Annotated in this window: 15 protein-coding genes, 1 pseudogene and 1 riboswitch; of the genes and pseudogenes, 9 read left to right on the top strand and 7 right to left on the bottom strand. The window is 52.1% G+C overall.

The features are described 5' to 3' along the window. Window positions 1–133 precede the first annotated feature (133 nt). Together QRO95_RS23215 and QRO95_RS23220 are read right to left on the bottom strand one after the other, a co-directional pair. Window positions 134–1081, bottom strand: a complete 948-nt coding sequence (locus QRO95_RS23215; RefSeq protein WP_043009032.1) for an IS5 family transposase — start codon at window positions 1079–1081, stop codon at window positions 134–136. A 49-nt stretch (window positions 1082–1130) separates the two neighbouring features. Beyond that, entirely contained in the window at window positions 1131–1895 is a 765-nt protein-coding gene (locus QRO95_RS23220; RefSeq protein WP_084601294.1) for a helix-turn-helix domain-containing protein, read from the bottom strand. 93 nt (window positions 1896–1988) lie between these two features. Between QRO95_RS23220 and QRO95_RS23225 the strand changes: the two genes are divergently transcribed. The 5 genes from QRO95_RS23225 to QRO95_RS23245 are packed head-to-tail and all read left to right on the top strand — an operon-like array spanning window position 1989 to window position 5516. Continuing rightward, the gene (locus QRO95_RS23225; RefSeq protein ID WP_044398520.1) at window positions 1989–2864 is read left to right on the top strand and encodes an AEC family transporter; all 876 of its coding nucleotides are present in this window, start codon (window positions 1989–1991) and stop codon (window positions 2862–2864) included. Window positions 2865–2896: 32 nt separating this feature from the next. After that, entirely contained in the window at window positions 2897–3592 is a 696-nt protein-coding gene (locus QRO95_RS23230; RefSeq protein WP_043387357.1) for a glutathione S-transferase family protein, read from the top strand. A gap of 3 nt (window positions 3593–3595) precedes the next feature. Then, complete coding sequence (locus QRO95_RS23235) at window positions 3596–4294, top strand: glutathione S-transferase N-terminal domain-containing protein (RefSeq protein ID WP_044398515.1); 699 nt, start codon at window positions 3596–3598, stop codon at window positions 4292–4294. A 20-nt stretch (window positions 4295–4314) separates the two neighbouring features. After that, window positions 4315–5016 (top strand): haloacid dehalogenase type II, encoded by a 702-nt coding sequence (locus tag QRO95_RS23240; protein WP_044398513.1) that lies wholly within the window; start codon window positions 4315–4317, stop codon window positions 5014–5016. Between the two features lie 8 nt (window positions 5017–5024). Continuing rightward, window positions 5025–5516, top strand: a complete 492-nt coding sequence (locus QRO95_RS23245; RefSeq protein ID WP_081770863.1) for a DM13 domain-containing protein — start codon at window positions 5025–5027, stop codon at window positions 5514–5516. A gap of 530 nt (window positions 5517–6046) precedes the next feature. On the opposite strand, the gene QRO95_RS23250 is transcribed toward QRO95_RS23245, so the two are convergent. The 3 genes from QRO95_RS23250 to QRO95_RS23260 form a co-directional block, all read right to left on the bottom strand. After that, complete coding sequence (locus QRO95_RS23250) at window positions 6047–6193, bottom strand: hypothetical protein (RefSeq protein WP_285303583.1); 147 nt, start codon at window positions 6191–6193, stop codon at window positions 6047–6049. A 108-nt stretch (window positions 6194–6301) separates the two neighbouring features. Then, window positions 6302–6664 (bottom strand): hypothetical protein, encoded by a 363-nt coding sequence (locus tag QRO95_RS23255; protein ID WP_404830388.1) that lies wholly within the window; start codon window positions 6662–6664, stop codon window positions 6302–6304. A gap of 91 nt (window positions 6665–6755) precedes the next feature. Next, complete coding sequence (locus QRO95_RS23260) at window positions 6756–7295, bottom strand: carboxymuconolactone decarboxylase family protein (protein ID WP_044398511.1); 540 nt, start codon at window positions 7293–7295, stop codon at window positions 6756–6758. Between the two features lie 107 nt (window positions 7296–7402). On the opposite strand from QRO95_RS23260, the gene QRO95_RS23265 reads away from it, so the two are divergent. From QRO95_RS23265 to QRO95_RS23275, 4 genes and pseudogenes are all read left to right on the top strand, one after another. Beyond that, the gene (locus tag QRO95_RS23265) at window positions 7403–8233 is read left to right on the top strand and encodes an AraC family transcriptional regulator (RefSeq protein ID WP_285303584.1); all 831 of its coding nucleotides are present in this window, start codon (window positions 7403–7405) and stop codon (window positions 8231–8233) included. A gap of 32 nt (window positions 8234–8265) precedes the next feature. Continuing rightward, window positions 8266–8406, top strand: a complete 141-nt coding sequence (locus tag QRO95_RS25420; RefSeq protein ID WP_404830389.1) for a M20/M25/M40 family metallo-hydrolase — start codon at window positions 8266–8268, stop codon at window positions 8404–8406. Next, a pseudogene (locus QRO95_RS23270) lies at window positions 8397–9149 on the top strand (amidohydrolase); the annotation flags it as partial. The gene QRO95_RS25420 and the pseudogene QRO95_RS23270, both read left to right, overlap by 10 nt. A gap of 10 nt (window positions 9150–9159) precedes the next feature. Next, a riboswitch (glycine riboswitch) is annotated at window positions 9160–9249 on the top strand. Between the two features lie 174 nt (window positions 9250–9423). Continuing rightward, on the top strand, window positions 9424–10698 hold the full coding sequence (locus tag QRO95_RS23275) for a D-amino acid dehydrogenase (protein ID WP_044398507.1): 1275 nt from the start codon (window positions 9424–9426) through the stop codon (window positions 10696–10698). 117 nt (window positions 10699–10815) lie between these two features. On the opposite strand, the gene QRO95_RS23280 is transcribed toward QRO95_RS23275, so the two are convergent. Together QRO95_RS23280 and QRO95_RS23285 are read right to left on the bottom strand one after the other, a co-directional pair. After that, complete coding sequence (locus QRO95_RS23280; RefSeq protein WP_285303585.1) at window positions 10816–11406, bottom strand: trimeric intracellular cation channel family protein; 591 nt, start codon at window positions 11404–11406, stop codon at window positions 10816–10818. Between the two features lie 411 nt (window positions 11407–11817). Then, window positions 11818–12780, bottom strand: a complete 963-nt coding sequence (locus QRO95_RS23285; RefSeq protein WP_046462844.1) for an IS5 family transposase — start codon at window positions 12778–12780, stop codon at window positions 11818–11820. Between the last annotated feature and the right edge of the window lie 982 nt (window positions 12781–13762).

A 13762-nucleotide genomic window follows, 5' to 3' on the forward strand; every position in this document is an offset into this window, starting at 1 on the left:
ACGGCCGCTGCAACCGGCTTAGCGTGCTTTATTTTCCGTTTTCTGAGACGACCCCTTGAAGGGCCGTGACGTTCAGAAGGGCTTTGTTGCACAAGTCGGAAGGCAGACGAGATTACCCCAGCCCCAGACGCAGCTATGCCATGGCACCCACGGGCACCGTGCTCGGGCGCCCGAGTTGCGTGAAACGGTTGAGCAGAGCCACACGCACATGCAACTCCACCACCTGCCGCTCAAACGTGCGCGCCATCACCCGTTGGCCCAGGCGTTTGAAGCAGTGCATCTTGGTCTCCACCAGACTTCTGCGGTGATAGCCGCTCCACTTTTTCCAGATGCTGCGCCCCAATCTGTCACAGGCTCGCAGCGCTTCGTTGCGCGCATGCGCTCCCACCAGGGTCGCCTTCCACGTCTGGGCGTTCTTGCGCGGGGGGATCACCGCCTGCGCATTTCGCTGGGCAATCGCCGCATGGCACGCCTTGGTGTCGTAGGCACCGTCCCCACTGACGCTGGCAATCGGCTCATCGGGTGGTATCTGCTCCAGCAACTCGAGCAGCATGGGCGCATCGCCCACGCTGTTGTCGGTCACCTCGATGGCCCGGATCTCCAACGTGTGGGCATCAATACCCAGGTGCACCTTGCGCCACTGGCGCCGGTACTCGGCACCGTGCTTCTTGCGTTTCCATTCGCCTTCGCCAAGGAACTGAATGCCGGTGCTGTCCACCAGCAGTTCCAGTGCGGTGGTACTGGCTCGGTAGGGCAGTTGTACCTGCAAAGTCTTCTGGCGTCGGCACACGGTGCTGTAGTCGGGCACCCGCCAGTCCAGGCCTGCCAGACGCAGCAGGCTTTCAACCATGCCCAGGCTTTGACGCAGGGCCAGACCGAACAGGCACTTGATGCCCAGACAGAACTGGATGGCTGCGTTGGAGAAGATGTGCTGGCGCCCGCGTTTGCCGCTGGATGGGGCGTACCACTGCATGCCTTTGTCCAGCCAGATTGTCAGCGACCCTCGGGCTTTGAGCGCGGCGTTGTACTCTGCCCAGTTGGTGGTCTTGTAGCGGGCCTTGGACCCCTTCGGTTCACTCATGTCTCGAGGCTACCAGCTCAGCGGACTGGCTTTGTGCAACAAAGCCCATCTAAGCAACGCGACCCAGCGCCCTAGATAATGTTGATGGGCTGGAATAACCAGTTCGCGTTGCAATTTGCTTCAACCCGATACCGGTGTCAACCAATTGCCGCGCAATAGCTAACCTCAAGTTTTCTAAATACTTTCCTGGTGATACCTGCATCACTTCCTTGAAGTAATTGGCAAATGATGTTCGCGACATTCCAGCCAAGTTAGCCAAACTTTCCAAGGTCCAAGGATGGGCTGGCTTGGAATGCATCGCTACCAAACTTTTAGCAATCCGCGGATCTGACAAAGCCTGAAACAACCCTGTGGATTGTTGTGGTCGAGAAGTCAGGTGTCGCATCAAGCTAACCAACAAAATATCGCCTGCCCGATTCATGAAGAAGGGTTGTCCACAACGACTGGCCTGCATTTCGTTTGCAATCAGCATCATGACTTGCACCAACGATGGATCAGCATCCTTCATGACGATTGAGATTGGCTTAGATTGCTCCGCTAAGAAGCTAGGCCCCATTGGCCCATCAAAGACAACATCAAAGCTCATGCAGCACTGCTGATCTGCTTGCAGAAGATTCTCAAAATAGCTCGCCGCAGGGCAAACCAACAATGACAAGGCGTCCTGCTGAATACCCGAGAAACTGTCGGTTGGATGATCAGATGTCCCCGTCTTGATGATGTGCAGCGAAAACCCGTCTGGCTTAGTTGCCAAGGTTACTTTCGGACTAAGTCCCTCAAGCAAGGCGGTGAGTCGATCTAAGCGCGGAGCGTCCATTTGTACGAATTGCAAATTTATATGTACGAATTGTTGCACCAAGTGCAGGATACTGCAATCTGTTCTAGTTTTTCACGTAACAAGTGAGGGCACATGTTTTCAAAAATCGCATCCATCACGCTGCCAATTTTTACCCTTGTGCTGGTTGGTTTTCTCTACAGCCGACGCGTCAAACCGGACCTAGGGGGAGCCAACAAACTGGTGGTGGACATCGCACTGCCTATTTTGATTTTTATCTCGTTGTCCGCTAAATCATTCGATCCCATTTCTGCCATGTCTTTCACTGGGGCATCGATCGTGTTGATTCTTCTGACTGGCCTGATCGCTTGGCCATTCGCAAAATTCTCAGGCGCATCAGTGCAAGCATTTTTGCCGTGTGCCATGTTCACTAATGTTGGTCCAATTGGCATTCCCTTGATTGCACTTGCCTATGGACCCGAGGGCATGGCTCCCGCGGTCGTTTTGTTGGTGATTTCTAATATCCTGCATTTCACGCTTGGTGCTGGCGTGATGAGCGGCAAAGTTGACTGGCGGATGGTTTATGCCAACCCACTTGTTTGGTCAACCGTATTGGGTGTTGCTAGTTCTCAATTGCAGATAACACTTCCGGAGTGGGTTCAAACATCCTGCACCATGATTGGCAGTGTACTGGTCCCGATGATGTTGATGTCACTCGGAGCAAGACTTGCCAGCAGTCAAGTGGCGGACGCATGGGTAGGTGTTCGCTCAGGCGTGCTTATTTTGATCATCAGGCTTGCTGCTGTACTTTTGGCCCTTTGGTTCATTCCATTGGAAGGACTAGAGCGTGGGGCATTGATCCTTTTTGCATGCTTGCCATCGGCAGTCTTCAATTTCATGCTTGCAGACAAATTTCAGGTGGAGCCTAACAAGGTGGCTTCCACAGTCATCGTTGGACATTTACTGAGTCTGGCTTTTCTGCCACTCGGGATTTGGCTGGCATTCATTTAAGTTTTTCATTCATAAGCAAAAAGGAGTTCATCTTGATCAAGTTTTATTTCCATCCTTCGCCCAACCCTTTAAAGATTGCCCTGTACCTTGAAGAGACAGGAGAGCCCTATGAGCTCATTCCTGTCGACACACGTAAAGGCGAACAGCACTCAGATAGCTTTAAGGTCATCAACCCGAACGCGAAGACGCCAGCCATGCTTGACGACGACATTCGAGTTTTTGATAGCAATGCGATGTTGCTTTATTTGGGCGAAAAGATTGGCAAGTTTGTGCCTGTAGGGACGCCAAAGAACAAAGCTGAGATGTATTCATGGCTGATGTTTGTAGCCACAGGTATTGGCCCTTACTGTGGTCAGGCTGTCCACTTCAAGCACTTCGCTCCAGAGCCCAAAGAATACGCAGTGAACCGCTATGACTTTGAAGCATGGCGTCATTGGAACCTCATCAACGACCACTTGGCACATCAGCCGTACATGATGGGCAATGATTACTCAATAGTGGACATGTCGGTATGGGGCTGGGCTCGCGTCGTCCCCTTTGTATTGGGTGCTGATGCTTGGGAAAAACTGCCGCACGTTAAACGCTTGCTTGATGAAATCAACGCACGTCCTGCGGCGCAACGAGCAGAAGCCTTGAAGACCAAGTTTGCTTTCAAAACCGAAATGGATGAAGACGCACGCAAAAAGCTGTTCCCATCTAACGAGCGCCTGAAAGCCTCTGGAGTGTGAGGCATGGTTGATTTTTATTACTGGACCACACCTAACGGCCACAAGGTCACGATGTTCTTGGAAGAGTCAGGTCTTGACTACAACATCAAACCAATCAATATCAGCAAAGGCGAACAATTCGTTCCTGATTTTTTGAAAATTGCGCCCAACAATCGCATACCGGCCATCGTAGATCACACACCTGTTGGTGGAAGCGAACCCATTGCCATTTTTGAATCGGGTGCCATTCTTTTGTACTTGGCAGACAAGACGAAACAATTTATCCCTCAGGACTTACGTGGAAGAAATGAATGCCTGCAATGGCTTTTCTGGCAAATGGGTGGTCTAGGCCCAATGGCTGGTCAGAACCATCACTTTGTCCAGTACGCACCAGAGCAACTGCCGTATGCCATTGATCGTTATGTCAAAGAAACATCACGCTTGTATGGCGTGCTGAATAAGCATCTATCAGATGGTCGCGAATACATTTGCGGTGAGTACTCTATTGCCGACATGGCCTCCTATCCATGGGTTGTCCCACACGAACGCCAACGACAAGACATGAGCCAGTTCCCCTACCTATCTTCATGGTTTGAACGGATTGGAAGTCGTCCGGCAACACAAAAGGCCTATGACATCGCAAAGTCGATCAATACCGCGCCTACTGTGGACCAGAACGCCAAATCCATTTTGTTTGGTCAAGATGCAAAGACAGTAGTTTGATTCCCAACTAGGAAATTTTCATGACTATAAAAGCAGTTGTTTTTGATGCTTACGGCACATTGTTTGATGTTTACTCCATCCAAGTATTAGCTGAAGAGCTCTACCCAAGCCATGGGGCTGACATTGCGGTGAAGTGGCGCGACAAGCAAATTGAGTACACAAGGTTGATTACGCAGTCTGATCCGCACAACGCATCTGGCAGTCAATACTTCCGTCCATTTTGGGAGCTGACACGCCTGTCATTGGAGTACACCCTAGACAGACTGAAACTAAATCGTGAATCGGATCAGGTAGAAAAACTGATGCAGCAATACGCTCACCTGACCCCGTTTACTGAAAATTTGGCAGTCCTTCAGAAAATCAAAGCTAGTGGTGTTACGACTGCCATCCTCTCTAATGGCAGCGTGGACATGCTGGCATCAGCTGTCAAGAGCGCGGGCATGGAAGATGTCTTAGATCAAGTCATATCAGTAGATTCAATACGCCTTTTCAAGACATCGCCCGAAAGCTATGGACTTGTGCAACAGACGATTCCCGTAAACAAAGATGAAATTCTGTTCGTATCAAGCAATGCATGGGATGCACTAGGTGCTACTTGGTTTGGCTTTACAACGCACTGGGTCAATCGACAAGGTTTGCCGTTTGAGGCTTTGACACCTCGCCCGCATTATTCCGGGCCAGATCTCAAGTCAGTCCTTCACTCGTTGGAGCTAGCGGAGTAATCATTGCTATGAAATTTCATCTACTTTTAAGTTTCATACTTCTTTGCACAGTGCCAAATGCAAATGCACAGCTGCTAGATGCAATTCGTGGTCATGCTCAAGACCTAAGAGTGCGATTTGACGATCACCAAAAAATCGAAGGCGAACTCATCAAACGAGGACAGATTGACAAAACAGCAAAGGGGCAGGATTTAATCCACAACTCCTCTGGCGAGTGGTCTGTCATAAAGGTAGGAAATCAATTATTTTTGCAATCAAGCGAGAACTTTAGATCCAGCCCAGGCCCTGACTACCATGTCTACATCAGTAGCAAATCTGCCATCAAGGACAACGATGAATTTAGCGTTCAACAAATTGAAGTTAGCCGGCTTAAAAAGCCTAATGGTGCCGCTTTCTATCTCCTGCCAACGCAAAACCCAGAAGACGTAACGAGTGTGCTAATTTGGTGCAAGCAGTTCAAAGAATACATCGGTTCGGCAGATTTACGGCAAGCAAAGTAAGTTGATCAGACAAGAAATTAATGAGCAGCATATGAAGTGCGAGCAATCGCACAGTCAATTCCACGGTTTTCACTTCGTATGCTTCTCATTTCGTTGAGTTCGACTCCCGAAATTGAACTCGATCAATGCACCCTACTTTCGTCTCACTACTGCACCAAACCTTGATTTCCCTTGGCTCCTAGTTTGATTGCCTTTTGATTGGCTCATCATTTGCCGAGTAAAATGCTATAGGACACATCAAAAGTGCTTTAAACCTCAGAAAAGTTACATTATGTAACTTTTGGCTTATTACACGGTTTATTACACGTTTATCGTTTTTGCCTATAAATTATTGATTTATATGGATTTTTGACGAGCCTGGCTTTCTGTTAATCAGAGGTTCTCTGGTTAAAACTTAGCTCATTATTTAGACCAATTTTTCTCAGTCATTGCACGTTTTATTACACGGTCGATGACCAAAAGCAAGCTGCATAAATCGATCTGTACAAAGTGCTACTCACTCCAACTCATACTATAGAAATTGTCTACCGTTATGGGGTAACGCCACTGATGTGGGTGAACACCAGATCGCTCCAGCCATACAGCGCCACCAGCCGGTAACACGCGGCCAAGCCCAGCCGCAGCTGCCATTCATCGGGGTGAACGCTATCTTTTAAGGAAGGAATCTCAAACGCCATGGCTGTGCTCCGCAGGTCAGCAAAAGGGATTCAGCTTAGCGGCAAGCGGGGCGGGGGGATGACTTGTTGGTGACTGGGCGTAAAGGGCTGCCAACGATGAGGCCGCACTCACCCCGGCCGCGTCAATTCCTCCAGCCGCATCAGCCAAGCCCGGGCGTGCACCCCGCCATCGGCCACATCCCCACACATCTCCACCGACGCTTGCAGTTGCCCACACATCGCGGGCCGTTCGGGTTGCCCAAAAACTTTGCAGCGCATTTGTTCGTCAAGTTGCACGCAGGGCACGCCCGCTGGTTTGCCTTGGGGCATGGTGGGGATGAGCGAGGAGATGGATGACTCGCGCAGCTGGAATAAGGCGCGCACAACTTGATGCCCAGGGCCTTGCAGCCAGGGCTGGAAGACGCGTTCGCAGGAGACGTAGAAGTTGTTGCCGTCAATGAGGGCGAGCTTGGCCGCAGGAGTGAAGGCCATCTGTGTGCCAACAGGAGCAACACGGCCACCTGCGCCAACGACCACCAGGAGGTGGCCGTTGGCGTTCCCCGCTTGTCAGCGAGGCTGGGCTTTACAGGGCGACTGGCACGGCTGGGAAGTCGACGTCGGTGTCGGCAATGTGGTTGGTGTAGTTGGTCAACACGTTGAGGGCCACGTTGGCGGTGACTTCGATGACCAGGCCATGGTCCACACCCGCTGCTGCGGCATCGGCCAGATCGCTGTCGGCCAACACGCCACGCTGACGGACGATTTTGATGGCCAGCTCAACCAAGGCCTTGTCTTGTTCGCCTTCGGCGGTGCCGCTTCGGGCTGCGCGGATGGCTGCTTCCGACAAACCAGCACCTTTACCGATCAGGGTGTGTGCAGACAAGCAGTACTGGCAAGCGTTGGTTTGGCCCACGGCCAATGCGATCAACTCGCGCTGGGCGGCGCTCAAGCGGCCTTTGCTCAGTGCGTCGGAGAAAGCCAGGTAGCCGTTCAGGGCGGCTGGAGCCTGGGCGAAGGTGGCAAACAGGTTGGGTACCATGCCGAGCTTGGCCTTGACGCCGTTGAGGGTGGCTTGGGTGGTGGCGTCGGCTTGGGCAAGTGATACAGGTGCGATACGTGTCATGGTGAAACTCTCGTTTTGAATGGCTGTGCGACATGCACCAGTGAATTGTGCGATACGTATAATCACTGAAAGTACAAGAAAGCATACCCAAAGTATCAAGCGCCGCCATGGACCGACTTTCACCTTTGTTTGCCCGCTCGGTGCCCAGCGCACGCGTGTTCTATTCGGGCAACCTGTGCCAGATCTCCGCCTTTGAGGCCGAAGCTCATGTGGGCCATGTGCATTTGATGCGCAGGGGCACCATGAGCGTGATCGACCGGCATGGGCGCGCCAGCAGGGTTGAAGAGCCCAGTTTGTTGTTTTTCCCGCAGAGTTCTGCCCACCGGCTGGTGCCCGATAGCGCCGACGGTGTTGACCTGGTGTGTGCGTCTGTCGATCTGGGCGACGAGGCCCGAGGCGCGCTGATCTCTGCCATGCCCGAGGTGCTGGTGATTCCGCTGAACCAGTCGTGCAGTCTTTCACCCGCGTTGGACCTGTTGTTCCAGGAAGCCTTTGACGAAAAGTGTGGTCGGCAAGCTGCGCTGGACCTGTTGATGGAATACCTGCTCATCTTGTTGCTGCGCCACCTGCTTGACATTTCATCGGTCACCACCGGCATCCTGGCGGCGCTGGGCGACCCACGTTTGTCCAAAGCGGTCACGTCCATGCACGACCGGCCCGGCCATGCATGGACGCTGGAATCGTTGGCCGAAACCGCAGGCATGTCGCGCGCACGCTTTGCCAATCACTTTCGAGAGGTGTCGGGCCTGACCGCGCTCGACTACCTCACGGCCTGGCGCATCACAGTAGTCAAGGGTTTGCTCAAACGAGGCAAGCCGCTCAAGTCCATTGCGCCCATGGTGGGTTACGCCAGCGCTGTAGCGCTTACCCGCGCTTTCACCCACCGCGTCGGCATGCCGCCACTTGCCTGGCTGCAAACGCACACCGATCAGGACTGAGGCTGCCCCATGCCAGTTGCCATGCGGGTTTGATGCATGCCTGCGGCCACGACGGACACACCGCAATGCTGCTGGCTGCGGCCGAACATATTGCAAAGTCCACCACGTTTGATGGCACGCTGAATTTGATCTTTCAGCCCGCTGAAGAAAGCTTGGGGGGGCGCGCAAGATGATTGAAGACGGCCTGTTTGACCGCTTCCCCTGCGACGCAATCTTTGCCATGCACAACCTGCCGGGCTTTCGGCCAGGTCAGTTGTTATTGCGCGAAGGCGCAACCATGGCGTCCAGCGAAAACATTCTGGTGCACATTGAAGGTAAAGGCGGCCATGGTGCCATGCCGCACCAGAGTGCTGACCCGGTCGTTGCGGGTTCGGCAATTGTCATGGCGCTACAAACCATCGTTTCACGCAACGTACCCCCACTGCACATGGCCGTGATCACGGTCGGCTCTTTTCAGTCGGGTGTGGTCAACAACGTCATCCCCCAAAACGCCACGTTAAAGCTTAGCGTACGGGCGCTGGATCGGGATGTGCGAGAGTTGTTGCGCAATCGCATTGTGGAGCTCGTTGAGTTACAGGCGAAAAGTTTTGGCGTGACCGCAAAAGTCGAGTTTTTGCCCGGTTACCCGGTGCTGGTCAATACCCCTATTGAGACGGGAATAGCCCGCGAAGTGGCGGTGGCGTTGGTAGGCGCAGATAACGTGGTGCTCCAAACTGAACCGCTCACCGCCAGTGAAGACTTCGCCTACATGCTCGACAAAGTGCCAGGCAGCTATCTATTCATCGGGAATGGCGATGCAACTAACGGAGGTCACGGGGCCTGCATGGTGCACAACCCCAATTACGATTTTGAAGACCGCAACATACCTGTGGGTGCTGCGTTCTGGGTCGCGTTGACTGAGCGCTTTCTGGCGTAGTTTTTTTATGAAATTCAGATCGGGAGAGATCGCGTTAAATCGCGACGCCGAAGGAGCAACCACCCCGGAAACTCTCAGGCAAAAGGACCGGTTTGAATCGTTGATATCTCTGAAGAGTTGCTGGTCTTAGTCACCCGGCACACCGCAGGAGCAAGTGGTTGCATTGAACACGATGGACCACGAATCTCTCAGGTTCTAAACAGAGGGGGTGCACCAGCCATGCACAGGGCTTGTTGGTGCTCAACACTTTGACGTTTTTGAAAGCTCATTCACTATGAAAACAATCGCAGTTATTGGCGGCGGCATCACGGGCGTCACAACAGCTTATGCCTTGGCAAAACGCGGCTTTTCCGTTACCTTGTTTGAACGCCATCGCTATGCTGCGATGGAAACATCATTCGCAAACGGAGGGCAACTCTCTGCATCTAATGCAGAAGTTTGGACGCATTGGTCCACCATCCTCAAAGGGCTAAAGTGGATGCTCAAAAGTGATGCGCCGCTGCTGGTCAACCCAGCACCTACGTGGCACAAACTCTCCTGGTTTGCAGAGTTCATTGCTGCGATGCCCCATTACGAGCGCAACACGGTTGAGACAGCTCGCTTAGCAGTCGCAGCCCGCAAACACTTGTTTACTTGGGCGCAGGAAGAAGGCATTGATTTCGACCTGAAGAAGGAAGGCATCCTGCACATTTACCGTGACAAAAAAGGGTTCGACCATGCAGGCAAAGTGTCAGTCATGCTGGCCAAGGGGGGCCTACCTCGCTATGCCGTGACCCCAGCTGAAATGAAAGCCATCGAGCCGACATTGGCAGGCACCTACTACGGTGGCTACTTCACTGAGAGCGATTCCACGGGAGACATTCACAAATTCACCAATGGACTAGCAAATGCGGCATCACGACTCGGCGTGCACACGCTGTATGGTCAAGATGTGACGTCGATTCAAAGCGATGGCCAACAAGCTGTCATCACCGTGACACAACAAGACGCCACCCCAAGCCTGCATACCTTTGATAGCGTGGTGGTGTGTGCAGGAGTGGGCAGCCGTGACTTTGCAGCTCAGCTAGGCGATCGCGTGAACATCTACCCCGTCAAAGGCTACTCCATCACCGTCAACTTGAACGATGAAGAAAGTCAATTGGGTGCCCCCACCGTGAGCTTACTGGATGACGAAACCAAGTTGGTCACCAGCCGCTTAGGCCTCAACCGTTTCCGCGTTGCAGGCACTGCCGAATTCAATGGCGTGAACCGTGACATTCGCGCAGACCGCATCCGCCCATTGATTGAATGGGTGGAACAATGTTTTCCCCGCGTTAACACACGCTCTGTAGTGCCTTGGGCAGGCTTGCGCCCTATGATGCCCAACATGATGCCTCGGGTGGGTCAAGGTAGAACTCCCAATGTTTTTTACAACACCGGGCATGGGCACTTGGGTTGGACGTTATCAGCCGTGACAGCTGAGCTGGTGTCAGACACCATCGTCAAAGCTGCAGCAAAGAAATCAGGATATTCAATGAACTTGCATGCAGTTGCTGCTGGCAACATTTAGAGTTCAAAATAATAAGCAGTAGGGGTCTTGCGGCTCTCTACTGCTTTTTTTCTTAACTTAGTTGGTGATTTTCTAAAAAATTAAACAACCTCATCATTGGTTATAGTTTTTTAACATTCAAGCCCGCCAAGCCGGCAGTTGCCAGTTGCGCCACAGTGCCAGTGCGCGAAGGCACACAGTAACAAATAAGCACCCCAGTAAGGCCATCCAGTCTGGAGCATCTAATGTCCAAAGGACCACGTAAGTCCAGTCACCAGCAAAAGAACACACCGCGTAGGGGCGGTGGTCTTTGAAAGCCGTGGGAATTTCATTGCAAACCATGTCACGCAGCACACCACCAAAAACACCCGTGATCAGGCCCATTAAGACGGCGACTACTGGCGGCATGAGTGACTGCAAGGCGAGGTGAACTCCCGTCGCAGTAAATAGTCCCAAGCCCAGCGCGTCGGGCCAGAGTATTGTTCTTTCAGTTACTTCAAAATGCCGCTGTCGCATGAAGACCATAGCAAATACGCACAAGGCCAATACGCCCCAAAGCATTTCGGTATGTTGCACCCAAAAAAACGGGCGTTGATCAAGCAGCAAGTCGCGCAAGGTGCCACCTCCAAAAGCTGCCAGAAAAGCCACAACACAAATGCCCACCGCATCGAGCTTTTTACCCGCAGCTTTCATCAGTCCAGACAACGCAAATGCAGCGGTCGCTAACAACTCGACTATCAAATGTAGGGTGTCCCCCCATGATTGAAGTAAATACATTGAAAATTTATGTCACCAATTTAAAGTTTTCATAGCTAAAGCAAATTCAATCGCACTGTAAATTCCACGTTTTTAATTTTATAGGCTACTGGTCTACAACAGTTCGACTTTAAAAATTGAGCTCGAATAATTAGGGCTGTCACAGTTCGATGTCAGTGCATGGTCTCAAAAAAATTTTTTTGATTCGCGCACTAAGCAAAGCGTCTAAGGATGTCCTGAACAACTCGGATTAGTAAGTGCTACCGGTCCGTTTTTTTAGATGGCGCAATTGCAGCCGTTTTGCTCGCGTCTTCGCGCCATTTCTCACGCCATTTCTGGTCATTCGCGCCGCTTTTGCGGCCTCTGGCCTGTTTGCAGACGCACTCATCCCTGCGCCGCCAGCAGTTGGTGGCGCACCATCCACAGGTTCGATAGTGCAAACAGCGTCTTGAGCTGCAACGTGTTCTTCTTGAGCCCCCGGTAACGCACCTTGGTATAGCCAAACTGTCGTTTGATCACCCTGAAGGGGTGTTCCACCTTGGCCCGGATGCTGGCCTTGATCTTCTCCACTTGGTCTATGAGCGCATCAACGGGGTTGTTCTCTTTGTCCAGCTCTTTGCGTTTGCCTGGGCGCATCGCCACATGCCAAGTGACGTCTTTGCTGGCATCGGGGCGCTTGTGTGCGCCTTGGTAGCCCGCATCCCCAAAGACGTCTGTCTCCTGACCATGGAGCAAACTGTTGCCTTCCACCACATCAGACACGTTGCCCGAGGTGCCGATGACGGTGTGCACCAGCCCAGAGTCCGCGTCCACGCCGATATGGGCCTTCATGCCAAAGTGCCACTCGTTGCCCTTTTGGCTGGAGTGCATCTCTGGATCGCGCTTTCTGCCCTTGTTCTTGGTGGAACTCGGTGCTGCAATCAAGGTGGCATCCACGGCTGTTCCGGCCTTGAGCAGCAAGCCCTGGGCTGCCAGCAGATCATTGACGGTGGCCAGAATCTGATCGGCCAGCTTATGTTTCTCCAGCCGATGGCGAAACCTCAGGATGGTGCTCTCATCCGGTATTCGTCCATGGGCATCGAGCTGGGCAAACTCTCGGTAGATCGGGGTGTCAAAGAAGGCTTCTTCCATCGCCAGATCTGACAGGGTGAACCACTGTTGCATGCAGTGGATGCGCAGCATGGTCTCCAGTGCAAAGGGTGGGCGACCGTTCTTGCCTTCGGGGTAATACGGCGTGATGAGCTCGACCAACGCAGCCCAGGGAACCACCAGATCCATCTGGGCAAGAAGCTCCTGCTTGCGGGTCTTCTTGGTACTCAGGCTCAGATCAAGGCTGCTTTGCTTCATGGCCGTGAGATTGCCATCGCCTGCTGACTCCTACCAAACATCGGGGGAAGTTTTGCAGGATTTCCCTAACTTTTCCCCTGCTTGTTTAAAGCGCCAATTGCAAAATCTACTCCTGCGCTGGAAATTGACCTGCTTATTCAACTCCAATAAGTTGATCAACTCAATGCTGAACCGTCCAGAATCTGGACGCCCCTCCCATGTAGCTTTGAACTTCCACAGGTTTTAGTTCGCTTGCTATTCGTAACGTGTAACGTTTGGGAAGTAAGATGGCTCACAAACGTAGCAAAAGTGCACTAAACCTTGGAAAAGTTGCGAAACACAACTTTTGACCCAATTACACGAAATATTACACGTTTATCAAAAACACCAATAAGTCATTGATTCATATGGGATTTTGACGAGCCTGTTTTTCTGTTAATCAGAGGTTCTCTGGTTAAAACTTAGCTCATTATTTAGACCAATTTTTCTCAGTCATTGCACGTTTTATTACACGGTCGATGACCAAAAGCAAGCTGCATAAATCGATCTGTACAAAGTGCTACTCACTCCAACTCATACTATAGAAATTGTCTACCGTTATGGGGTAACGCCAGCCATCGGGGGCCTTAAGAGTGAAGTCCGGAGCAGCCAGCCAAAATCACAGATTGGGGTATCTAGAAGCATGGTTTTTGTTCATTTAGCACACACGTTTCAAGTGGTACTTGGAGGTGCCAGTTTGTCTTGAGTTTTGAGGTCAAAGTCCGTTGCATCGTGACGTTCGTGTAGTTGATCTGAAAGCTTGCCCCAAGTACGGTTGACCTTTCGACCACGCTGGACGGCAGGGCGTTGAAGAACTTCATTAGCCCATCGCCTTAAATTCTTGTAGCTCTCAACTTGCAGAAACTCTCCCGCGCCATAGGCCTCACCCAACACTAAGTTGCCATACCAGGGGTCTCCTCGTTTTCAGTGCAATAAGTGACGGTACGAAAAGCTAGCACTGGCG

Origin of the sequence: Stenotrophomonas maltophilia group sp. Smal13 (genome assembly GCF_030236855.1) — a bacterium.
In the GTDB taxonomy this organism is placed as follows: domain Bacteria; phylum Pseudomonadota; class Gammaproteobacteria; order Xanthomonadales; family Xanthomonadaceae; genus Stenotrophomonas; species Stenotrophomonas maltophilia_A.